Annotated in this window: 18 protein-coding genes; 9 read left to right on the top strand and 9 right to left on the bottom strand. The window is 39.1% G+C overall.

Features of this window, described 5'->3' with window-relative positions; genetic code table 11:
• Positions 1-7: 7 nt before the first annotated feature.
• From Q4597_RS10100 to Q4597_RS10085, 4 genes are all read right to left on the bottom strand, one after another.
• Positions 8-457, bottom strand: a complete 450-nt coding sequence (locus Q4597_RS10100; protein ID WP_215914107.1) for a PA2169 family four-helix-bundle protein — start codon at positions 455-457, stop codon at positions 8-10.
• Between the two features lie 123 nt (positions 458-580).
• Positions 581-802 carry a hypothetical protein gene (locus tag Q4597_RS10095; RefSeq protein WP_303406107.1) on the bottom strand — a complete coding sequence of 74 codons (222 nt, stop codon included), beginning with the start codon at positions 800-802 and terminating at the stop codon, positions 581-583.
• 208 nt (positions 803-1,010) lie between these two features.
• Positions 1,011-1,532, bottom strand: a complete 522-nt coding sequence (locus Q4597_RS10090; protein WP_289039907.1) for a DUF421 domain-containing protein — start codon at positions 1,530-1,532, stop codon at positions 1,011-1,013.
• Positions 1,533-1,595: 63 nt separating this feature from the next.
• The gene (locus Q4597_RS10085; RefSeq protein WP_215914106.1) at positions 1,596-2,000 is read right to left on the bottom strand and encodes a VOC family protein; all 405 of its coding nucleotides are present in this window, start codon (positions 1,998-2,000) and stop codon (positions 1,596-1,598) included.
• Between the two features lie 234 nt (positions 2,001-2,234).
• Here Q4597_RS10085 and Q4597_RS10080 point away from each other — a divergent pair, with 234 nt between their 5' ends.
• From Q4597_RS10080 to Q4597_RS10055, 6 genes are all read left to right on the top strand, one after another.
• Entirely contained in the window at positions 2,235-2,648 is a 414-nt protein-coding gene (locus tag Q4597_RS10080) for a hypothetical protein (protein WP_215914105.1), read from the top strand.
• Positions 2,649-2,736: 88 nt separating this feature from the next.
• Positions 2,737-4,869 (top strand): catalase, encoded by a 2,133-nt coding sequence (locus Q4597_RS10075; RefSeq protein WP_303406106.1) that lies wholly within the window; start codon positions 2,737-2,739, stop codon positions 4,867-4,869.
• A 24-nt stretch (positions 4,870-4,893) separates the two neighbouring features.
• Positions 4,894-5,238, top strand: a complete 345-nt coding sequence (locus Q4597_RS10070; protein WP_215439630.1) for a hypothetical protein — start codon at positions 4,894-4,896, stop codon at positions 5,236-5,238.
• Between the two features lie 194 nt (positions 5,239-5,432).
• Entirely contained in the window at positions 5,433-5,753 is a 321-nt protein-coding gene (locus Q4597_RS10065) for a hypothetical protein (protein ID WP_215439628.1), read from the top strand.
• 218 nt (positions 5,754-5,971) lie between these two features.
• A complete protein-coding gene (locus Q4597_RS10060; RefSeq protein ID WP_303406105.1) occupies positions 5,972-7,039 on the top strand; it encodes a substrate-binding domain-containing protein in 1,068 nt (355 codons plus the stop codon).
• Positions 7,040-7,078: 39 nt separating this feature from the next.
• On the top strand, positions 7,079-9,250 hold the full coding sequence (locus Q4597_RS10055) for a vanadium-dependent haloperoxidase (RefSeq protein WP_303406104.1): 2,172 nt from the start codon (positions 7,079-7,081) through the stop codon (positions 9,248-9,250).
• 137 nt (positions 9,251-9,387) lie between these two features.
• On the opposite strand, the gene Q4597_RS10050 is transcribed toward Q4597_RS10055, so the two are convergent.
• From Q4597_RS10050 to Q4597_RS10030, 5 genes are all read right to left on the bottom strand, one after another.
• Positions 9,388-10,722: a Gfo/Idh/MocA family protein gene (locus Q4597_RS10050; protein WP_215439622.1), complete on the bottom strand. Its 1,335-nt coding sequence runs from the start codon at positions 10,720-10,722 to the stop codon at positions 9,388-9,390.
• The gene (locus Q4597_RS10045) at positions 10,722-12,131 is read right to left on the bottom strand and encodes a DUF1080 domain-containing protein (protein WP_408065834.1); all 1,410 of its coding nucleotides are present in this window, start codon (positions 12,129-12,131) and stop codon (positions 10,722-10,724) included. Before Q4597_RS10045 ends, Q4597_RS10050 begins: the two co-directional genes overlap by 1 nt.
• Before the next feature lie 27 nt (positions 12,132-12,158).
• The gene (locus tag Q4597_RS10040; RefSeq protein ID WP_303406103.1) at positions 12,159-14,147 is read right to left on the bottom strand and encodes an FG-GAP-like repeat-containing protein; all 1,989 of its coding nucleotides are present in this window, start codon (positions 14,145-14,147) and stop codon (positions 12,159-12,161) included.
• Between the two features lie 96 nt (positions 14,148-14,243).
• Positions 14,244-15,959, bottom strand: a complete 1,716-nt coding sequence (locus Q4597_RS10035) for a RagB/SusD family nutrient uptake outer membrane protein (protein WP_303406102.1) — start codon at positions 15,957-15,959, stop codon at positions 14,244-14,246.
• Positions 15,960-15,983: 24 nt separating this feature from the next.
• Positions 15,984-19,184 carry a TonB-dependent receptor gene (locus Q4597_RS10030; RefSeq protein ID WP_303406101.1) on the bottom strand — a complete coding sequence of 1,067 codons (3,201 nt, stop codon included), beginning with the start codon at positions 19,182-19,184 and terminating at the stop codon, positions 15,984-15,986.
• 660 nt (positions 19,185-19,844) lie between these two features.
• On the opposite strand from Q4597_RS10030, the gene Q4597_RS10025 reads away from it, so the two are divergent.
• The 3 genes from Q4597_RS10025 to Q4597_RS10015 all read left to right on the top strand — a co-directional run bounded on the left by Q4597_RS10025 (position 19,845) and on the right by Q4597_RS10015 (position 23,073).
• Entirely contained in the window at positions 19,845-20,279 is a 435-nt protein-coding gene (locus tag Q4597_RS10025; RefSeq protein ID WP_289063973.1) for a response regulator, read from the top strand.
• A 169-nt stretch (positions 20,280-20,448) separates the two neighbouring features.
• Positions 20,449-20,997: a YSC84-related protein gene (locus Q4597_RS10020; protein WP_215439618.1), complete on the top strand. Its 549-nt coding sequence runs from the start codon at positions 20,449-20,451 to the stop codon at positions 20,995-20,997.
• 279 nt (positions 20,998-21,276) lie between these two features.
• Positions 21,277-23,073 carry an alpha-amylase family glycosyl hydrolase gene (locus Q4597_RS10015; RefSeq protein ID WP_303406100.1) on the top strand — a complete coding sequence of 599 codons (1,797 nt, stop codon included), beginning with the start codon at positions 21,277-21,279 and terminating at the stop codon, positions 23,071-23,073.
• Positions 23,074-23,289: the final 216 nt, after the last annotated feature.

Below are 23,289 nucleotides of genomic sequence, written 5' to 3'. Positions count from 1 at the left end.
ATAAAAACTATCTCACGTCTTCCAACGTTTTAATAGTCTTAAGGTCGTCCATCAACCAATCGCGTTGTTTTCTAATTACCGCAGCGGCTTCAAGGGGTAAATGTGTATCTCCTAATACTTCATTATACTCATCAATAGCGGCTTTGTCACCACGTATAGCTTCCTCCAACATAGCCTCATCACTATCGCCCGAAAAGAATGTTTTAACATCCATCCAAGCCCTATGCATAGCTCCGGTAACACTTCCGTCTATGTCATCTCTAGTTTTTAAGGCAGGTGCCGCAGCTTTCAATTCTACAAGAAAGTTTCTGCGTTCTATAGATTTATTCTGGAAATAACTCTTAAGCCCTATTTCTTCTGAATTCTCAGCTGCTTTTTCATACCCTTTAATGGCATCTTCGTTCTTTTGTATAATATCATTTATACTATCTTCAATTTCTTTTATATCGTTATTCATATCTCTTTTATTTTTCCGGTAACTTAAACGCCTACCGTTTGACGTACATTCAAATTTAGAACAAACCTTAGCCTTTGATCAATGCTAAAGGATAAGGTTTGGACGCAATGAATTTTATACTTTCTATGCCACCTTTTGCACGCTTCCAAACCTTACGATACAGATGTAATCTTCGTTTTCAAGTTTGCATTCGCCCAAACGTTTCATGTTTGCCTCTGTGGCGATGTATTGAAAGAAACTATCCTGAGATAAACTTCCTATTTGACTAATATCATCTATCCCTGAAAAAAGTGTTTCTCCCGTAATTCTGTTCTTAATAGTATACTTGTATTCAAAACCCTGCATAACCTTTCCTTTTAATTAAACACTTACTAGCTCAACTCATAAAATCAATGATTCTCTCTTCATCTTATGAGCTTCCGTCAAAATTATTTTATGGAATAAAATTTCATGATCACTTTCAATTGAAAAATGAACTTAATTGATATGAAATAAGAAAGGCATTCCGTATTGGAATGCCTTTCTTATTTCTTTAATTTTAATTGAACCTGTACTAATTTCTTGCTACATCGCTAAGTAAGAAATCTTCCACAGGCCTTTCATGCTGCTTATGGAGTACGGAAATATCTCCGGTGGTTTCAAATATTACTGCTTTAACTTCGGAGAGCTCCGTTACATTGGCCTCTCTTAACTTGGCCCGTAAATCGGATTTTGCAACACGGCCTTTCCGAAGGTTTTCTTCCAAAATAATTTCACCGTCCATAAGTAGTAATGGGGTGTTGTCCATTAGCTTCTTAACAGTGTCATTCCGTCTGGCAAAAGCGGCTCCCATTTGCAACAAATAAACTGTTACAATACCAACAATGCCATCTGTAAGACTAACGGATTTGGAAAGTATTGTTGTAGCTATGATTGACCCGACGGCAACGGTCATTGCAAAATCAAAACTCGACATTTTAGAAAAACTGCGCTTGCCACATATTCGTGTCATTAAAATCACGGCTATATAAATTCCTACTGCCGTGATACAAATGGCGCCAAACGCTTCCCATGAAAATTTAAACCACTCCTCCATAAATTCAGTTTTTCAAAAAATTGATACTACCTCTTACCTATTATTTCAAATTGCAAGTTGAATCTAATTTAAATCGCAATTTATCATCCAATTAATACCAAAACGGTCCGTAAAGCGTCCAAATAATGCGTTCCATTCGCGCTCCCTTAGTTCGTGATGTATACGACCTCCTGAAGACAATTGCTCATATAGACTTTCCGCTTCTTTCCTATCATTAAGGTCTATACTCAAATGAATCTTTGTTCCTTCAGTTAGCGGTGTATCCGGTGCGGCATCATATGCCATAAAATGAATGCCTTTACCTTTTAATTCGGCGTGTTGCAAACGGTCACGATAAGAAGAGGGTACATCTATCTTTTTATCGGCATAGGTCTGCCTGTTTTTTATTTCGGCGTCAAATAGGTCTGCGTAAAAATTAAGTGCTTCTTGGCAATTTCCATCAAATGCTAAATATGCTTGTATTTTCATTGTATTGAATTTTAAAATTTACAGCAAGTTATAGGAACTACACCTTCATGATCGATTACATCGCACTAATAGTTAACACAAAAAAATGGAGCATTGAGCTTCATACTTTTATATGATAATGCTATTTATAAAATCGAAATTTCAGATAGCATTTGCACTAATAATGATTTTTTTACAGCCAATCAATTCTTGGCCTCTTCCCTAATTTTAGCTTGAAAATCAATAATTATAAGGATGGAATGTCTTGAGCAACTATTAAAGGTGTATGTCATTAGCGAACTGAGATGCATTGAAGGTGCGGTAAAATCCAAAACGCCCCTTATGCGAATGTTTATGGAGCAATGCGCTATTGAGCGGTCCAACTTCATTCTGGACATTTGGCATACTGCCATAAGACAGGAACAGAACGTTGAACTCTCTGAACTTTACGCATGGCATAATCAATTATATGGCAAGAATTATTTAGCTGTTACTACAGGCAGCAATATTAATATAGACTTGCTACACAGAAAGGCTTTGGAAATTTGTGAGTGTATGATCGATATGGACCTACCGGACAAATTAACCATACTATTGGTAGAGCATTACACAAAAATCCAAGGAGACCTTCTTGCGTTAGCTCACATAAGAGCGCTAACAGAAAATTAGAAAACCTGATCATTCCAATGTTAAACATTACCATAATCCTTTAACTCAACAAGAACCCCATAAGAACATCCCTTAAAATGAACTTTATATGAAAGCTGATAAAAACACAAGCACAAAAAAAGAAGAACAACTAAAGAAATCTACTGTTGATTATGAGGGCAAGCCCTTAACCACTAGGCAAGGACTCAAAGTAAACGATACAAACAACTCTTTAAAAGCCGGGCCGCGAGGAGCTACGTTATTGGAGGATTTTCTGCTACGTGAAAAAATTCACAACTTTGACCACGAACGTATTCCAGAGCGAATTGTTCATGCCCGAGGAAGCGGAGCACATGGCTATTTTGAACTCTATGAAAGTATAGAGGAATATTCCAAAGCCGGTATTTTTACCGATACATCTAGAAAAACCCCTGTTTTTGTGCGGTTTTCTACCGTTGCAGGATCAAAAGGTTCTACAGATTTGGCAAGGGATGTAAGAGGCTTTGCCGTAAAATTTTATACAGACGAAGGTACTTGGGATTTGGTTGGGAACAACATGCCCATCTTCTTTATACAGGATGCCATGAAATTCCCTGATTTAATTCATTCGGTCAAGCCTGAACCACACCAGGAAATTCCGCAAGCAGCCTCTGCCCATGATACATTCTATGACTTTGTTTCACTTACACCAGAAACACTTCACAACCATATTTGGGTAATGAGCGACAGGGCCATACCGCGTAGTTATCGTATGATGGAAGGATTTGGTATACATACATTTAGACTTGTAAATAAAGAAGGTAAAGCTCATTTTGTAAAATTTCATTGGAAACCAAAATTAGGAGTACACTCCGTTACTTGGGACGAAGCCGTTAAAATTAGTGGCGCGGATTCGGATTTTCACCGAAGAGATTTATGGAACGCCATTGAAGCTGGAGAATATCCTGAATGGGAACTAGGGTTACAAATAGTTCCAGAGGAAGATGAACACAAATATGATTTTGACCTCTTAGACCCTACCAAACTAATACCTGAAGAAATGGTACCTGTTAAAATAGTAGGTAAAATGGTCTTGAATAGAAATCCGGAAAATTTCTTCGCAGAGACAGAACAGGTTGCATTCATGCCAGGAAGTATTGTACCAGGTATAGATTTCACAAATGACCCTCTTCTACAGGGCCGGTTGTTCTCTTATAGAGATACCCAACTCTCTAGATTGGGTACACATAATTTTCACCAGATACCAATTAATAAACCTGTGGTAGAAGCTCGTAACAACCAACGGGACGGTCATATGCAAACCGAGATTCCTAAAGGACGAACTGCTTATTTCCCAAATTCAATTGGTGGTGGTTGTCCATACCTGTCATCTGTTGAAGAAGGTGGTTTTGAATCCTACCAAGAGCGTATTGATGCCAAGAAAATTAGAACTCGGAGCGAAAGTTTTAATGACCATTTCTCCCAACCTGCTCTTTTTTATAGAAGTCTTTCTGATTGGGAAAAAGAACATGTTATTAGCGCCTACTCTTTTGAATTAGGTAAATGTGACATCAAGCATATAAAGGAGCGAATGCTTTATTTAATTGATAAAATTGATTCTGATCTTGCTAAAAAAGTAGCGAGCAATTTAGGTATGAAGGTTCCTTCTTCCATTAAAGAACCCATAAATCAAGCTATTGGTGCAGATGCAGATGTAGAGGCGCAACAGCCATCGGAGAAGAAGAACTATTTGGATGAATCCCCTAAACTTAGTCAGGCGAACACTAATTTCAGTTCTATTGCCACACGGCAGATTGCGGTTTTGGTAGCCGATGGTTTTAGTATGAGCCAATTCAAGACCGTAAAAGATGCTCTGGAAAAAGAAGGCGCCATGATTAAATTAATTGCACCGCACGGTGGTACGGTCACTTGTGATGAAGATATGGAGCACCAAGTTGATGCGGCAATTATGACTACGGAAAGTGTTCTATTTGATGCTATTTATATTCCTGGAGGCAAATCATCTATTGATGGGCTATCGGCACAGTCCAAATTTACGAAGTTCGTAAACGAAAGTTATAAACACTGCAAAGCTATTGCGGTAAGCGGCGAAGCCGAAGATTTCTTCAAGAATACCGCCATTACGGATATAGAAGGTGATGAAGCGATTTTTATAAATGGCAAACCAGAAGAGTTCATTAAAGCTATTGCTAAACACCGTAACTGGAAGAGAAGAGAAAAAGCGGAAAAAATACCCGCTTAAGTTTAACCTTAAAAAGAAAATATTATGACTAATGAATATGCAAAGCACGAAACAGACTATATAAAGAGTTATGAGAAATTGGGGTATACCGACTCATACCGATTTGTAAAGGGAGAATTAAGAAGTACTAAGACAGATAAGGCATACGCTGCAAAAGATATTACTATCGTAAAAGAGCACCGTTATGAAGGAATGAGCAATCCCTCAGATATGTCATTGTTGTATGTCATAGAAACTAGTGATGGTGGTAAAGGTACATTGCTTGCGGGTTATGGCCCCAGCGCAGATGCAGACCTCTACGAGTTTTTAGAAACCATTCCTGAAGAAAATATCAAAGACGAAGATTTATTACCGGCAGACGCTAAGTAATTTATCTATTCCCCCATTGTAAAAGCCCGAAGTATTTTGCTTCGGGCTTTTCTTTAACTTAAACGGAAGGGCAAAAATCAAGACGAAAACATCCTATTGAAACGTCTTTGGCAATAGAGATAAAATTTCAATCAATAGAACGACCTACAACTGTATGAGCTTTTTAATTTTGAAAAAAACAATCTCCTAAGAATATGCCTAGATTATTAGCTAAGAAGAAAAGTTCCATCAAAACAAATACAACAAAGAACGCCCTAAAAAGAAACCTGAATAATTTAAATAGACAGGTTAGGGAATTAAAAAGAAATTTTGAAAGCAATTTCCCTAAATATCCTTCAGCTAAATTTGAAGCAGTCAGGGAATTCAATATTAAATTGGTTCGTGTAAAATCGCGATTAAACCGCATTGCTACCTTAGTTTCTCAAAATAGAAAAGGAGCCCGTAAAAATCTTGTTCGTGTCTCCCGAGAAATTCAGACTCTAAAAAATACTAGGCACAATCTCTACGAATCCTAACTAGATTATTGCGCTTTTTCAGCTACTATTAACAGCCTGTTTAGGCGAGTCTTTTCTGATTACCCGTCCAAACAAACTTATTTCGTGTGCGTACACAAAAACAAACCCTATAGTTTTATAAGACTAGAATTATCCTTATATTTGACATACAAATAATTCAACTACAACCAACTAACCATGGTAGCTCTAAATTGCCGCTACACTCATAAATTATTGTATTGAAAACAATTAAAGATATTGCCGAAGAAGCTAAAGTTTCTACCGGTACGGTGGACAGGGTTATTCATAAACGCCCAGGGGTCTCTCCAAAAACCAGGGAAAAGGTTCAAAAATTACTTGACAAGTATGACTTTGAAAGAAATATATTGGCAAGCACCCTGGCTTTCAAGAAAAAATACAGAATTGCGACTCTAATTCCCTCTGTCGTATCTAAAAACCAATTCTGGCACGGACCACACTTGGGTATGAAGTCTGCCGCCAAGGAAATAAAAAAATATGGGGTTGAAACCCACCGCTTCTTTTTTGATCAATACGATTTAAAATCATACGAAAAGGCACTTGATAAAATTCTGGACCTGAACCCTAACGGGGTGGTTTTTGCTCCTTTCTTTTACAACACATCTCTTGCTTTTGCCGAAAAATTAAAAGCCAAGGATATTCCATTTATTTTTATAAATATTGATTTGGATACGTCTAACAAACTAACTTACATTGGCCAAAACGCACAGCGCAGTGGGTATCTGTGTGGTAAGATGATGGATTTAATCACCAAATCATCTGGACATATCGCTGTTTTAACTTCCCAAAAAAATGTGGACAGCCATTTGGCCATTGAAACAAGGATTAAAGGGTTTCATGATTACTTTGAAAACAATTCAAATACGAATCATATAAAAAAAGTTCTGATTGATGATTTTGATTCGAAAAAAGTAGAAATCGCGCTTTCCGACGCCCTTAAGAAGGATGAAGCTATCTCCGGAATCTTTGTTCCCTCCAGTGCTGTTTTTACCGTTGCCCAATACTTTGAAAAGAAGAATATTACGCATATTCGTACGGTAGGGTTTGACACACATTTAGATAATCTTAATTACATTAGAAAGGGTGCCATTGATTTTGCCATTGACCAAAATCCTTTTGAACAAGGCTATATGGGATTAAAAATACTTTGTGAGTATCTATTGTTGAACAAAACGCCCAAACCCAAATATAACTCGCCCATAAACATTGTTACCCAAGAAAATGTTGACTACTTTGATGTAGCGGAAACCATTGAATACGCTGTCTAGGTAAAGTTTACGAAAAGTATTTTTCGTACAAAATGTTACATGAAAAAAATTCTGCTTTTAATCCTTTTTTGCGCTGCATGTGCCGCCAATGCACAACACTCTATTGCCAGACAATGGAACGACGTTCTTTTAGACGCTATTAGAGTGGATTATGCCAGACCCACGGTTCATGCGCGTAATCTATACCATAGTTCCGTACTCATGTACGATGCCTGGGCATTGTTTGATGATACGGCCCAAACCATATTCCTTGGCCAGACTTACGGTGGTTACAATTGCAGATTTAACGGAATTATACAACCAACAGCCATAGATCAAGCTAGGCAAGAAGTTATGAGCTATGCACTGTTCAGGTTATTAGCCCATCGTTTTTTTACTTCTCCCGGTGCAAATGAAACATTGTCCAACATAGAAAACCTGTTCCTGTCCCTTGGCTATGACCCACAATTTACCTCTACTGATTATAGTAACGGTTCATACGCTGCGTTGGGCAATTATTTGGGCAATGAGATGATCAAGTTTGGCGAACAGGATGGAGCTAACGAAACGTTTGAATATGGTAATCAACTGTACCAACCTACCAACCCTCCCTTGGTACTGGCAGAATATCAAGATATAACCAATATTGACCCAAACCACTGGCAGCCCCTGTCTTTTGACCTTTTTATTGACCAATCAGGAAATTCCGTTCCAGTCTCCATACCGGATTTTCTAGGACCCGAATGGGGTGCCGTAGTGCCGTTTGCACTAAATGAGGCCGATATGCAAATTAAGAACAACGGTTTTGATTCTCATTTATATTTCAATACTCAAGAGCCTCCCCAAATAGAAAATTCCATGGGCAACGGAATTGACGACCCTTACAAGTGGAATTTCACTTTAGTGGCCGCTTGGTCTGCGCATCTAGATCCAGAAGATGACACTGAAATAGACATCTCTCCGGCCAGCTTGGGCAATGTAGATATTGACACCTACCCTACTACGTTTGAAGCTTATAAAAATTTCTATAATCTTATGGACGGAGGGGATACCGGTCAAGGTCATAACCTCAACCCACACACCAACCAACCCTACTCCCCTCAGTTTGTAAAGCGATCGGACTATACGCGAGTCCTTGCCGAATTCTGGGCAGACGGCCCCGACTCCGAAACACCACCGGGACATTGGTTTACCATACTCAATTATGTAAGTGACCATCCATTGGCGGATAAAAAACTTAAGGGTGAAGGTCCCACTTTAAATAATCTTGAGTGGGATGTAAAATGTTATTTGGCACTTGGTGGAGCCATGCACGATTCGGCTATTGCTACTTGGGGCATTAAAGGATATTTTGATTATGTTAGACCTATATCGGCAATTAGGTATATGTCAGGAAAAGGGCAAAGTAGTAATCCTGCCTTACCCAGCTTTGATCCTCAGGGCATACCGCTGATTCCAGACCTAATTGAACTAATTAAAGAAGATGACCCCTTGGCTGGCACTATGGGTGAGTTTGTGGGAGAAATCAAAATCAAGGCATGGCGAGGCCCCGATTTCATAAACAATCCCATAAGCGATGTAGCAGGTGTGGGTTGGATTTTAGGTACGCATTGGTGGCCTTACCAACGCGGTACTTTTGTTACACCTCCATTTGCAGGCTATGTATCCGGACATTCTACCTTTTCCAGAGCGGCCGCAGAAGTAATGACCCAATTAACGGGAGATGCTTTTTTTCCTGGTGGCATGGGAACGTTTGACATTAAAGCCAATCAATTTTTAGTATTTGAAAATGGCCCTTCAGAAGATTTCACCTTGCAATGGGCCACCTATAGGGATGCTTCGGACCAAACTAGCCTTTCTAGAATATGGGGCGGTATACATCCCCCAATAGACGATATTCCTGGTCGCTTAATAGGAGAGCAAATAGGAAAACAGGCTTTCGCCAAAGCGGAACTTCTTTTTGGTAACCCAACTTCGGCTGAGGAAAACGAAGCTAACACCATTCCATTTCCTATTCCATTTGAACAAGAAATAAACCTTGCTACAGATTTGCAAGGCCCGTGTACGGTGCTACTCTTTAATATGAGGGGGGAATTGGCCCATACCGAAAACATCGACTTTAATATTTCCTATAAAATTAACACTCATGGGCTTTCCTCTGGGATGTATATTCTAACTATAAAGAATAGCGAGGGGGCAATTGTTCATAAGCAAAAGGTGATTAGAAGGTGAGCTTTTCTTATCATAGTCTACAACCTTTCTTTTTTCCTGAGAACAAACCAACAAAAAAGGTCCGCATAAATAAATCATACGGACCTTAAAAAAAACAAAAACAAACTGCTTACGGTATTCTTCTCTACATTGAGAAGTTATAACTTAGGTTCCCAACCTTGGGCGTATTCACGTTTCCACCAGTCTTTCATAACCTTTTCGTTATTCAAGACCTTACCTGTAGCCTTATCAATTTTAAGGGTTTCTCCGGCATCTTGTGCCATATTACCCAGATGACAAAGCATGGTAGAGATACTTGCATCTTTAATATCAGAATTGAGGGATTTATCTTCCCTGATTCCAGCAAAGAAATTACCTACATGGTTCACATCTAGACTGCCACCGCCTTGAGTATTGGTACCTGTGCTTTGATCCCCTCCTTCTTTTATATCCTTAATTTGGTTTCCACCTAAATCATACAATTTGTAGCCTCCCCTACTTAAAGTTATAATTCCTTTACTTCCGTAAATGGTAATTCCCCTCCCTGGTTGGTTTGGAAGGATTTTTCCTCTACTATGGCCTGTCCACGTGATAAATTTATCATCACCAAACTTATAGGTTACCTGTTGGTTGTCTACAAATTCCCAATCGTCATCATATGCATATTTCCCTCCGAAGGAAGTTACACTATCCGGTAAATCAACTCCTAAAGCCCATCTACAAATATCTATTTCATGAGTACCATTGTTATGAACTTCGCCAGTACCCCAATTTTTAAACCAATGCCAGTTGTAAGGATGAATGTTATCTCTATAATCTTCTCTAACGGCGGGCCCTTGCCACATATCCCAATCTAACGTTGAGGGTACAGGAACTTTATTGCCTACACCAATAGAGCCACGATTGTTAGAATAATAGGCTTCACCCTTAAAGACATCTCCGATGATGCCTTCATTGATTTCTTTTACAGCTAAGGCAGAAGATTTTGCCGAACGCTGTTGGTTACCCATTTGAACTTTTTTACCATATTTCTTTTGGGCCTCTACGAGCAGGTCGTTTTCCCAAGGGTTATGGCTACAAGGCTTTTCAACATATACGTGTTTACCGGCCTGTAGCGCCATTATGGCCATTGGGGCATGCCAATGTTCCGGTGTAGCAATAAATACGGCATCTACCTTTTTATCCTCTAACACTTTTCTAAAATCCTTTTCCACTTTAGGTACGTAACCTATGTTTTCTTTACACCAGAGATTATGCTCTGCTATGATATTATCATCTACATCACAGGTATATATAATTTTAGCATTCTTATCGGTATGAATGGCCGCAATATGTGCTTTTGCTCTACTTCTTACACCAATGATAGCACAATTAATATGGTCATTTGCACCAAGTATATTGGCATGGGCCATAGAAGGTAAAACAAGTCCGCTAAACGATAAAGCCATTGAACCCGTTGCGGTTTTCTTTATAAAATTTCTTCTACTAGTCATTACTTATCTTCTTTAGGTGTTTTTATTTGAATGTTTTTAAAGCTAACTCTATCGCCATGATCCTGCAATAAAATCTGACCCTTGTCCAACTCTCCAAAATTGGGCCACTTGGCGTATTTACTTTCCGAAACCAATTTTCTGTATGTATCGCTTTTACGCTCATACTCCAAAACTTTAGCTCCATTAAGATAGTGTTCTACATGGTTATCCTTGGATACAATATATGCTGTGTTCCACTCCCCTATTGGTTTGATCGGTTTCTTTGGGTCTGCTTGAATTAAATCATAAAGCGAAGAAACGGTACGGCTACCATCATGGTTTCCTTTTTTTGCATCCGGATGTCTCTCATCGTCTAAAATTTGGTATTCCAATCCAATGGAAGAACCTGCACCTTTATTTAGTTCGGTATCTACATAGTACTTAATTCCGCTGTTAGCCCCTTCGGTCAACTTAAAATCAACTTTAAGTTCAAAATCGCTATAAGCTTCAGTGGTAACAATATCTCCTCCGGCAGCAGACTCTTCTCCACCTGAAGATAACACAGTAAGTATGCCATCTTTTATCTCCCAGCCCTTATCAGGGAAACCTTCCAACTTGGCACCTCTCCAACCTTCGGTAGTTTCTCCGTCCCAAAGTAATTCCCAACCTTGGTCCTTTTCATTTTTTGTAAGCTGGTTGGCCATATTTATAGCTGGCAACGGACTCTTTTGAGCATATTTCTGAACATCGTCCGTAATAATTTTGATATTCTTCCAAACGATTTCGGTTCCCGGAGTTTTGTCCTTTCCTATAGAATGAACCTGTAAACCAATAAAACCACTATCTGTCTGCGTATCTATCAAATGGGCTGCGGGTACACCATTAATCCATGTTTTTAACGTATCGCCAATAGCTTCAATCCGGTAATGGTTCCAGTCATTTTGCTTAAAAGCCTGTTTTGCCTTTGTATTGTCATCATCTAAAGGATGTAACCAACCCCTACGTGCCTCATCGTAAATCCCGGCACTCCATGCCCGGTCTGATGGGTCAATCTCAATTTGATACCCATGGATTCTACCGTTCATATAATAGGGAAAACTATTACTACGGATTTGAATTCCAGAATTCATCGACGGGTCTACTTTATAATCCAATTCCAAGATAAAATCATCGTACATTTTATCTGTTGTCATAAATGAGTTTGGAGTGTTGCTAACCGTAGTTCCAACGATAGAATTATCCCTAATTTCATAAATGGCCTTTCCGCCTTTTTGAGTCCAACCGGTAAAAGTTTCTCCATCAAAAAGATCTGTCCATGGTAGGGTTTCTTTTTTCTGGGCCTCACAGCTTACAAAAAGACTTGATGCCATTAGTAGCAGTGCACTTTTATACCCAAAGGTCCTTAGTTTACTTACGTTTAAATGCTTCATTTTAATAGTTTAAAATTGTTTTGATGTTTATGATTTTAAAATTTTTCTAAGATAAGTTGTGTTTCCACTAACGATTTTTAACATGTAAACCCCGGCCGGTAAACTCTCGTACCCGCTAAGCGTAATTGAACCATTGGCGGATTTACTATTTATATATTGATTACTAACTATATTCCCCAAAACATCACTGAACACAACGTGCACCTCATCTTCAAATGCATCTTTGGAGACTATGCGCAAGGTGTTATTAAAAGGACTAGGATATACTACCATTCCCAACCCTTCCAGATTCTCTTCATATGGAACCATTACTTGTGAACAATCTTCTGCTTCCGCAGGGTTCAATACTAATTTAGTTAATTTGATGGTGTTAATTTTGTCGTCATTAATGATTTCTTTGTAAACACCTGGATTGCTAACTGTTTCACTACCGATAACAATTTCATCACCTTCACAAATCTGAATGGTTTCAAAAACTCGTTTAAAAACACCTTCGTCTTCTTTTATATAGTAATCCGAATTAGCCTCCAAATTCTTGAATACTTCTTGTTTTAGCCCTTTTGGCCATTGTACCACCAAACTGTCTATTGTTTCAATTTGATCTAAACCAAAGTGAACCACAGAACTATGAACGGATAAATAACTACTCCCTCCGGAGACTTCTCTTATTTGTTCTTTTCCATCTGTATAAATTTTTACCAAAGCACCATACCCACTTCTATTATTCTCGGTGCCTTCTAGCTTAACTTTTAACCAATTAGACTGTTCATTGCCTGTATTCATATAAACCTTTGTGCTTCCACGGTTTTCATCGCTCACACGAATATTGGCTGTAACAATATCTAGTTTACCATCATTGTTCAAATCTCCATAGGCCATACCCCTAGCCTTGTTTGGCTGACCGGTTACGAGTATATCCGAAATATCCTCAAACCTTGTTTCGCTTCCAAAACCTAAATATAACAGGTTGTTCTGTGTATCGTTGAGATTTAACAATGACCCTTTTGAAGCATAGATATCTAAATGTCCATCATTGTTTACATCTAAAAAGGCAGTACCCCAACAAACACCGGTTCCATCACTCACTTCTATATCTCGCGCCACATCTACATAGGAAAGTAACCCTTGGTTTTGATACAGTTTATTATGACCGATATTGGTTACATAATAATCAAAATGTCCATCTTCATTAAAATCGCCCACAGCTACCCCCATGCTATTCATAGCTGCGTTCATACCCGATGAATCGGAGATATTACTAAAATCCTTGTTTGGGTAATTATTAACCAGAATTTTATTGGGTTCATAAAAATCTCCAAAATCATTTAGAACAAACAGGTCTTGATCGCCATCTTGATCTACATCCGAAAAAGAAGAAACTAAGGTTGTCCCTGTTTCATTGGGCGCCAATGGATTATCAATCTGTAAAAAAGTACCATCCCCATTATTCTCGTAGAAAAAATCAGCTAATGGACTAGTAATATTTTGATCAAAAGGGAGGGCATCATAAGCCACATAATTACCCACATAAATATCTAAATCACCATCTAGATCATAATCTGCCATAGTTGCCGTCATACTCCAAGCTTGTTGGTTTATACCCGCTGATGGAGAAATGTTGGTGAACGATTTGCCTTCCAAATTTTTTAGAAGATAACAACGCGCTCCTTCTGCCGTAGTAATAAAAAGATCGGTAAACCCGTCATTATCTATATCTCCGGCCACTACGCCCATTGTTTTTATACTTCTAAATTGGGTGATTCCCATTTCTTTGGTCACCTCACGAAACGTATCGTTTCCCAGATTTTCATAAAGTTGGTCGTTTTCATCTCCTCCCGTAAGATAAATGTCTTCCAATCCATCATTATTAAAATCAAAAATAGCAACGCCTCCTCCCATGGCCTTTGAATCCGACATATAATGCTCTATTCCAAGGGCTTTTGACTTTTCCTCAAAATCTTGGGCGTGAAGAGACAAGCTCAGTAAACTGAACCAAAGACTAAGGTAAAATGTCATATCTCCCATACGTTTCCGATAACCTCAAAAATTTGACATAGGGAAAACTCCCCATGTCAAATTCCTTTAATTTACTTCTATTCTATCTAACCCTCATTAATATCCGGGGTTCTGATCTAAATTTTTGTTGGCCTCAACCTCATCTTGCGGTATAGGCTGCAACATATACCTGTCCGGAAATGAATTGCTAAAAGCTGGATCTTCAAAAACCGTAAACGTAAGCTGCGCAGGGTCAAACACGTGCTGTGGACCAGAATCTCCAGAGGCCGGCACACCGTTACGTTCAATTTTTATACCATGGTATGTAGCATTCAAAACGGTAGAAGCTTCGTCCCAACGAATCAAATCAAACCACCTATGGTTTTCAAAAACCAACTCTATCCTTCTTTCCTGTCTGATTTTTTCACGCATATCCTCCTTCGAAAGTCCGGCTGGCAATTCAGGCATAAAAGCCCTTCTCCTAATTCTGTTTACAGCTTCGGTTACCGCTGCACTAGGCCCATTGGCTTCATTTTCTGCTTCGGCAAAAATCAATAATACCTCTGCAAAGCGTATTTCTTGCCAAGCCGTTTTACTCACTCCTTCAGGAGCGAATCCTAAAGATGGATCTACGAATTTTTTTACTAAATAACCCGTAATAGAAGCATTACCGTCACGTATGGTTCCCGGCCCTTCATTAAATCCGTTCCATTCCATATCTATAAAAGGTTCACCACGTGATGGAGATACCTCTGAAAACTCGGAGCCATGATAAAAAATAGAGGCGTAAAACCTAGGGTCTCTGTTTACATACGGATTATTCGGGTCATAACCAGATCCCGCATCTTCTACAGGCAGGCCATTGGTCATTTCAAAATCATCTACAAGTTCCTGCGTAGGATCGGTCTGTCCACCGTTATCATTTCTCCAGCGTACCGGCCAGTTTCCACGATCAAATTGGTGAGATCTTTCTGGTGGCAAGAATAAAATTTCGTAAACTGTTTCTACATTGCCTCCCGTTGACAAGAATAGATCACCGTAGTTTTTAATAGCTTCTTCTATACTCGCAGGATTTGCCCCGTACAGCTCTAAACCGTCATTTTCAGGACCACTGATTAATGAATTGGCCAAGGCCGAAGCATCCTCATATCGTTCTGCGAACAACATGGCTCTTGCATTTAAGGCAATGGCTGCCTGCTTGGTTAACTGGCCTGCTTTAACTTCGGATTTATTTGGCAAGCTCGCAGCTGCAGCAGTCAGTTCTTGATTTACAAATTCATAAATTTCAGGTCTTGGTGTTCTAGACGGAAACAAATCTTCATCATCCAAACTTTGAGGTTTCGTTAATAAAGGTACACCCCCGTACCTTCTTGTTAAGTCAAAATAAAACCATGCCCTAACATATTTTGCCGAAGCTTGTGCGGTAGCTTTGTACTCCGCATCAAAATCCGACGCTTCCAAACCGATAAGAAATTCGTTTACTTGGCGAATGGCCGTATAGGCCCCATCCCAAATATCCAATCCTCCTAAATCCAATGGGTTCATAGAACCTACGCGGACTACAGAATTAGAAGGCACCCAACCACTTTTGGAACGGGCCTCATCTGAAATGGAAGCTAGTAAGTAGTTGTTTCCATACCCTCCCCCAGGGCTGTTGTATTGCCCTGCCGGCAGTTGACCTATAATATTATTTAAAAATGCCTGAGCTAAGGATTGATCTTCAAAAACTGTTGATGCGCCCAATTGGTCCGTTGGTTCCTTATCTAGAAAATCGTCGCTACAAGAGGTCGCAAAAGCAAGACCGAGCGCTAATATTGTTACAATCTTTTTCATTTTGTTCACTTTAAGTTTTGTTTTTTAGAAGCCTACATTTACACCAAAAGAAATAACCCGTGATATAGGGTAGAATAATGAGTTCCCTTCGGTTCCTTCCGGGTCTCCTAAAGAAATGTTCGTAAAAGTCAAAAGGTTGGTTCCTGACGCGGTAAGACTTAATCTCTTAATGCCATAAGCTTCCAATTGTTCTGAAATAGATGTAAAGTCATAACTGATCTGTGCACGTCTTAATCTTAAAAAGGAAACTTCTTCCATCCAGAAATCACTGGTTTGGTTGTTGTTGGAGTTTCCATCCGGTAATATTCTTGGATATTTGGCATCTGGGTTATCTACCGTCCATGAGTCGTTCAACGCTTTAAAATTGTTTCCTACGTCCAATAAGAAACCTCTTGGTGTTACCTGTCGGGTATAATCCGTGGCACCTTGAAAACTAAATGCTAAAGAAAAACCTTTGTACCCTAGTTCTGCATTAAGACCATAAATAACCCCTGGCGTATTACTTGAACCAATTAAGGTACGGTCATCTTGATTTACCACTCCATCTGGCTGACCTGTTAGATTTCCATCCGCATCACGACCGTTTATATCCTTATATCTGATATCTCCCGGAGCCAACTCTCCAAACTGGGCCGGACCGTTAGCAATCTCTGTTTCATTCTGGTACAGTCCATCTGAAAGATAACCTACACGGGCACCTATTTCATTTCCGGTAAGACTAGCTCCTGGAATAACATCTGCAGGCTCATCTATAAAAACAATCTCGTTTTTGGCCAATGTTAAGTTGGCATCCAGGTTATAATAAAAATGTTCCCCTATGGATTGTTTATTTCTTACGGTAAACTCCCATCCCCAGCTATCAACTACACCTAAGTTTTCACTTGGTAATTCCGCGCCAAAAGTACCTGGTACGGATAAGCTTCTTTCTGCAAGAATATCTTCGGTTCTTTTCTTATAGTAATCTACTTCAAGTCCCCATTTGCCTTCTAAAAATTCAGCTTCTAGACCAATATCCGTAGTAGTAGCGGTTTCCCAAGTAATGTTGGGGTTAGGTATTCCTGATGGACTTATCCCTTGAAGAAAAGCTCCATCGGACACATAACCACCTTGAAAATTAAATCCAGTGATATATTGAAAAGGGTCTACCCTATCGTTACCGGTAATACCCCAAGAACCCCTCATTTTTAAGTCCGTAATTACTTCGGAATCTTTCATGAAATTTTCCTCGGAAATCCTCCAACCGGCAGAGAATGCCGGAAAGTAACCGTCACGACCTTCTTTTGGAAAGATATAAGATTGATCTAAACGTAAGTTGGCTTGAAATAAATACCTGTTTTTATATCCATAATCCACACGGGCCACATACCCTCTTCTGGCGGTTTCCGAAGCACCTCCAAAGTTTTGGTCGTTATCTACCGCACCGGCAAAAAGCTCTTGAATGGCCGGAGAAAGAAAACCATCTCTATAAGCGTTAATGTTGTCCGACTTCTGTTCTATCTTCTCAAAAAGGGCCAAGGCCGATATTAAGTGATCACCAAACTCTTTTTTATAGTTAAGGCTTAACTGCGTGGTCTGTTGGGCAAAGTCTCCTCTGCTTTCATCCAAATAACTCAAATTATCACTAATATTTGGAATATATTCACCCGTTGCTTCGTTCAATTGGTAAGAAGTATAAGGAGTAAAGAATACCTTTTGTTTGGTAACGTTCCTATCATAAGAATACATAGCTTTTGCCGTTAGCCCGTCTATACCGGGAACTTGGTATTCCAACTGAAAATTGGTTTGAAAATAATCGCTATCTCTTCTATCACTACCATTTCTGTTGGCATCCCCAACAGAGTTACCACTAAAACCATCAAAACCAAGCGATCCTGAAGGAAGACCTTCCGCTCCTGGGCGGCCATCTACAAAGACAGGAAATAATGGATTTGCCCTCAAGGCATTGGAGAATATCTCTCCATCAACATCTGCGGAACGCAAGGTGTTTTCCAACCTTCCGGCAATATTTAAACTAAACTTTAAACGATCTGTAATATCCGCATCTACATTTGAACGGATACTACTTTGCTTAAAGCCTGCATTTTCATACAATGCTCCTTGGTCTAATAGACCATATGAGAAGAAGTAACGCAATTTTTCACTACCTCCATCTACGGAAAAATTATACTGTTGTTGAGGAGCAGAGTTTCTAAGGGTTTCGTTCCACCAATCAAAACTTTCTACTGTTCCAGCTTCCGCCTGTGCCACCAAATCATCATATGGCAAAGCATCGGGAGCAGTTCCTCTATTCAAGAAAGATTGTCTAAATGCCAATACGTACTCGCTAGCATTCATAAGTTCTGGTCGTCTAGTGGGCGACTGAAACCCATATTGACTAGAAAAATTGATAGAAGGCTTTCCTATTTTACCTCTATTGGTCGTAATTAAAAGTACTCCGTTTGCAGCACGAGAACCGTAAACCGCAGTAGAAGCTGCATCTTTTAACGCCGTTACACTGGCTACCTCAAACGGGTTTACCCTTTGGTAAGGACGCTCAACACCATCAATTAAAACCAAAGGACTATTGTTACCCAAGGTGCTGCGGCCCCTAATCTGGAACTGCGCATCATCTTGGCCAGGCTGACCTGTAGTTTGAACCGCTATAACTCCAGAGAGTTTACCGGAAAGTGCCGCTGATAAGTTTGGTGGAGGCGCTACGGTAAGTGTTTTACCTTCCACTTGAGAAAGAGACCCGGTAACATCTTCCTTTTTTTGCGTACCGTACCCCACTACTACTACTTCCTGTAGGCTTTGCGCATCTTCGCTTAATGTAATGTTCAGGGTAGATTGGGAGCCTACCGTAACTTCTTTAGACGCAAAACCCAATGAGCTAAAACGCAATACTGCATTTGCATCTGCTACTTGAATGGTATAATTACCGTCAAAATCCGAGACTACACCATTCGTTGTTCCTTTTTCAACAACGTTAACCCCTGGCAAAGGCACACCGGCATCATCTGTAATAACCCCGGAAATAGAGGTTTGTACGGCCAATGTATTTATCTCATTTTCATTAAGGTTTGGGGTAAGCCGTAAATTGTCTACCAGCGGAATATTCCTGCTGGAGGCCGTGGCATTGGCATTCCCCATTAAAAGCAAAACAAACGCAAAGGACCCTAAACGAGACGTAAAACCCGGAAAGGAACCTGTACGCAAAATTCTTGCAGATCGGTTTTTTCTTTTCATAATTTAAATTGAGTTGGTTACTAATATTACATGAGTTGTTTACTAACAATACAATTGAGTGGTATTCATAATGCATCTTGAGATTTTATTGCTGCACGCTTCTCTATTTTAAAAAATCAGCTCATAACAGCAATTTGAGATTTTACGAGTTAATTAATTGACAATCAACCAAATAAACACCCGTAATTGTTAATTAATTCTCAAAATTCATAGTAATATTTTACGAATGTAATTTTCTGAAATCAAATAACCTAGTAAATTATGCTAAAATGTGTGCGCACACATATAATAATCGTGCACGAACACGATGTAAATATTATGATTCCGCCAAATACAGGTGTATAAATTACCGAAAATGTTAAAAGTCCTTCCTATACAACAAGGTTATTATCATACCTTATTATCTGGAATAACGCCCTAAAATTGTACTGAAAAATTCATTTGAGTTAATATCAAAAGTAATCTGAGTCCGTTTTTCACCACGGATTTATTATTTTGGCCCCAATCATTTCTTTTGTTAATTAAAGTCTAAATAAAGCTCCAAACCAAGTTCTTTTAACGTACATAGATTGGCTTTTAAAATTTCTAAAACAGAATGTATTCTGACAGATATTTTAAGGCAACAAATTATTTAGGACCAAATAAACTATAAAAATTACTATGACTCTCAACCTTTATTTAGCGGATGACGATACTGAAGACCGTGAACTGTTTGTTGAAGCACTTGATGAAATTGATGTTTCTACTCAAGTAACCCAGTTTGATAATGGTGTGGACCTTATGGACGACTTATTTTCTTCTACTGATTTGCCCGACGCCATCTTCTTAGACCTGAACATGCCCCTCATGAACGGTTTTGAGTGCCTTACAGATATTAGGAACTTTCCTAGGTTTGATGATATTAAGGTAATCGTTTATTCTACCTCTTACAGACAGCGAGAAGTAAACCAATTACAAACCGATGGTGCCAACCAGTATATACAAAAGCCATCTTCATTTGATGACTTAAAAGTAATGCTTCAAAAAAGTTTGGTTTCCTTAATTGAAAAAAATACTTCGGCTATAAACCCTAGTGAGTTTGTTATATTGGTCTAGCTACATATAGACCTCCGATTTTCACAAATTCCATTGACCCAAACGGTAATTATTTTACTCTAAAAACTTCCTTCTTTTTGCATCATAATTTCAATGAATAGCGGCAATTTAGGCTTAGAACGACCTGTATTTTTGTATCAGAATTTAAGTTTAATTTAAAACTATTGATATGAAAATCACAAAATCAATTTTAATAGCGGCAATGGTACTTTTCTCTTTAGGTACGTATGCCCAAGATCAAGATGACCAAAGAGTAATGGCTGATGCCGAAAAAGCTAAAGCAAAATTGCAGAAAGCAGATTATGGACTAGACCAATTTTTCAAAAACGCACCGGGATATGTCGTATTTCCTAATGTTGGTGAAGGCGGACTTATCGTTGGTGGTGCATCTGGTAATGGTGTACTTTACGAAAACGGAAAAGCCGTAGGTATGGCAGATTTAAAGAAAGTAGACGTAGGATTACAAGCTGGTGGTCAAGCGTTAACTGAAATTATATTCTTTGAAACTGAAGATGCCCTTAACGAGTTCAAACAAGGTGAATTTGAACTTTCTGCCGAAGCTACTGCAGTAGCCCTTGAAAAAGGAGTTGCTGCCAACGCTAATTATGATGACGGTGTAGTTGTATTTGCCAAGCCTAAAAAAGGATTAATGGCAGACCTATCCGTAGGTGGTCAAAAGTTTAAGTATACGGACATGGAGCTAATTGATAAGAAATAATTAGATTGTTCACTCATATGAAAAGGGGCCTTACACTTGTAAGGTCCCTTTTTCTTTGTACACTTTTTTATTTACTCCCGTTCGTAAAGATGGACTTGTATGTACACTATCCTCTCCTAAATTTTGTTTTCAAACCTTTTAATCTATCATATCCATAAGATTAATATTTAGGCGATTAGGGTTATTTTAAAAACCCTTTGAGACCAACTTCCAATTCAGATTCGCATTATTTTGTACTGAACAATATGAGCTCCTTTGCTTATACTAATTACAGATATTATGGAAGCTATTTTAAATAAAAGTGCGGGTATGGGAGCCATCTTAACAGAAGACGGGCCTACTACCTTTAGAGTTTGGGCGCCCAATGCAGACAAGGTTTTTGTTATTGGCGATTTTAACGATTGGAAAAAAGATGATTTTGAACTGGAACACGAAGAAAACGGCTACTGGGCCGGTGTTACGGATAAGTGTAAAGAAGGTGATGAATACAAATTCCTCATTCTAAACGGGTCCAATGAGTACGAACGTAACGACCCCTATGCCGTAGAGGTTACGAATAGTAATGGGAATTCCATTGCCAGAAAGCTGGATTTTGATTGGGAAGGAGATGATTTTCAAATACCTAATTGGAACGAACTGGTTATTTACGAATTACATGTAGGAACGTTTAATCGTAAAAAACCAGATCAGGTAGGTACTTTTGAAGATGTCATTGAAAAACTGCCCTATCTAAAAAAATTGGGAATTAACTGTATTGAGTTACTGCCCGTGGCTGAATTTGCCGGAGGTATTTCTTGGGGCTACAATCCGGCACACCCTTTTGCCATTGAACAGGATTATGGCGGACCGGATGGTTTTGCAAAACTTGTAAAGGAAGCTCATAAGAATGGTATTGCGGTAATTATGGATGTGGTCTATAACCATTTTGGACCTTCGGACGTAGATCTTTGGCAATTTGATGGTTGGCATGAAAATGACAAAGGAGGAATTTATTTTTATAACGATTACCGCTCGGAAACCCCTTGGGGAGATACCCGTCCGGATTACGGTCGTCCCGAGGTTAGAAAATACATCGCGGACAATGCTATGTTCTGGATAGAACAATACCGTTGTGACGGTTTGCGTATGGACGCCACCTCGTACATTAGGTTTGAAGGCGGTGGTCTTGGACTGGATACGGAAATTAATGAAGGTAATATTCTTATGAGGGATATTAACATGCAAATTCAATCTAAATATCCACACATTCTAACCATTGCCGAAGACCTTAAAGGAGACGACAAAGTTACTGATGGGGCCGAGTACGGAGGATTGGCATACGGCTCTCAATGGGATATGAATTTTGTACATCCTGTGCGGGAAGTACTCACCATGATAAACGATGACGATAGAGACCTACAGCATATCGTAAATGCGTTGACCTATACTTATAGTGGTGATGCCTTTAAGAGAATAATTTATACGGAATCGCATGACGAGGTAGCCAATGGAAAGGCTAGGGTTCCTGAAGAAATACAGCCGGGAGATGCCGAGAGTCCGTTTGCGAAAAAACGTGCCATTTTAGGTATGGTACTTACCTTAACAGCTCCTGGAATTCCCATGTTGTTTCAAGGTCAGGAATTTATTGAAGATGAATATTTTCAGGATACCGAAGCCTTGGATTGGGAAAAATTTGAAAAACTAAAGGGCATCAGCAAATTGTCTACGGACCTAATTGCACTTAGAACAGGAAAGGCAGATCGTACCAACGGCCTGCGAGGGCAACAGTTAGATATTGTTCATTTTAATCAGGACAATAAAATCCTTGCCTATATGCGCAGTAGGGATTCCGACGATAACGAACCGGTATTGGTAGTTCTTAATTTTGGGGACAGGCCATTTGAGGAATACGGAATTGGGGTTGCCGAAGATGCCGATTGGAAATTAAGGTTCAACAGCACCTGGAAAGGTTATGATGATGATTTCTCAGAGTTGGAAGTAGAAGATATGGAAAAAGTAGCGGAGTCTACAGATGAAAAACCATTTACTGGTAAGATTACGATTCCTGCTTATGCCGCATTAATTTATACAAAATAGCTTTTAGTAAATTAAGAGTCAACAACTGCTCTATAGGGATAAGGATAAGTACTTGTTTCGCAGAGCAGTTTTACTTTTCATCTGCCCTTTGCCCTACTATTTTAGAAACTATTATGATCAAAAAAGATTTGGATAGCAGCTATAGCCCATAAAAGTGTATCATATATTACCAATACTTAAAAATAAACTCTAGGGAATGGTCATATTTAAAACTTT

The organism is Zobellia sp. 1_MG-2023, from assembly GCF_030549125.1.
Classification (GTDB): Bacteria; Bacteroidota; Bacteroidia; order Flavobacteriales; family Flavobacteriaceae; genus Zobellia; species Zobellia russellii.
Note: the sequence above shows the minus strand (reverse complement) of the source record. Positions and strands in the feature narration are given on the sequence as shown.

What these genes read in the sequence shown, in the direction of transcription:
- Q4597_RS10100 (WP_215914107.1), bottom strand. Translation starts at nt 457, where the DNA reads ATGAATAACGATATAAAAGAAATTGAAGATAGTATAAATGATATTATA.
- Q4597_RS10095 (WP_303406107.1), bottom strand. Translation starts at nt 802, where the DNA reads ATGCAGGGTTTTGAATACAAGTATACTATTAAGAACAGAATTACGGGA.
- Q4597_RS10090 (WP_289039907.1), bottom strand. Translation starts at nt 1,532, where the DNA reads ATGGAGGAGTGGTTTAAATTTTCATGGGAAGCGTTTGGCGCCATTTGT.
- Q4597_RS10085 (WP_215914106.1), bottom strand. Translation starts at nt 2,000, where the DNA reads ATGAAAATACAAGCATATTTAGCATTTGATGGAAATTGCCAAGAAGCA.
- Q4597_RS10080 (WP_215914105.1), top strand. Translation starts at nt 2,235, where the DNA reads ATGGAATGTCTTGAGCAACTATTAAAGGTGTATGTCATTAGCGAACTG.
- Q4597_RS10075 (WP_303406106.1), top strand. Translation starts at nt 2,737, where the DNA reads ATGAAAGCTGATAAAAACACAAGCACAAAAAAAGAAGAACAACTAAAG.
- Q4597_RS10070 (WP_215439630.1), top strand. Translation starts at nt 4,894, where the DNA reads ATGACTAATGAATATGCAAAGCACGAAACAGACTATATAAAGAGTTAT.
- Q4597_RS10065 (WP_215439628.1), top strand. Translation starts at nt 5,433, where the DNA reads ATGCCTAGATTATTAGCTAAGAAGAAAAGTTCCATCAAAACAAATACA.
- Q4597_RS10055 (WP_303406104.1), top strand. Translation starts at nt 7,079, where the DNA reads ATGAAAAAAATTCTGCTTTTAATCCTTTTTTGCGCTGCATGTGCCGCC.
- Q4597_RS10050 (WP_215439622.1), bottom strand. Translation starts at nt 10,722, where the DNA reads ATGACTAGTAGAAGAAATTTTATAAAGAAAACCGCAACGGGTTCAATG.
- Q4597_RS10045 (WP_408065834.1), bottom strand. Translation starts at nt 12,131, where the DNA reads ATGAAGCATTTAAACGTAAGTAAACTAAGGACCTTTGGGTATAAAAGT.
- Q4597_RS10040 (WP_303406103.1), bottom strand. Translation starts at nt 14,147, where the DNA reads ATGACATTTTACCTTAGTCTTTGGTTCAGTTTACTGAGCTTGTCTCTT.
- Q4597_RS10035 (WP_303406102.1), bottom strand. Translation starts at nt 15,959, where the DNA reads ATGAAAAAGATTGTAACAATATTAGCGCTCGGTCTTGCTTTTGCGACC.
- Q4597_RS10030 (WP_303406101.1), bottom strand. Translation starts at nt 19,184, where the DNA reads ATGAAAAGAAAAAACCGATCTGCAAGAATTTTGCGTACAGGTTCCTTT.
- Q4597_RS10025 (WP_289063973.1), top strand. Translation starts at nt 19,845, where the DNA reads ATGACTCTCAACCTTTATTTAGCGGATGACGATACTGAAGACCGTGAA.
- Q4597_RS10020 (WP_215439618.1), top strand. Translation starts at nt 20,449, where the DNA reads ATGAAAATCACAAAATCAATTTTAATAGCGGCAATGGTACTTTTCTCT.
- Q4597_RS10015 (WP_303406100.1), top strand. Translation starts at nt 21,277, where the DNA reads ATGGAAGCTATTTTAAATAAAAGTGCGGGTATGGGAGCCATCTTAACA.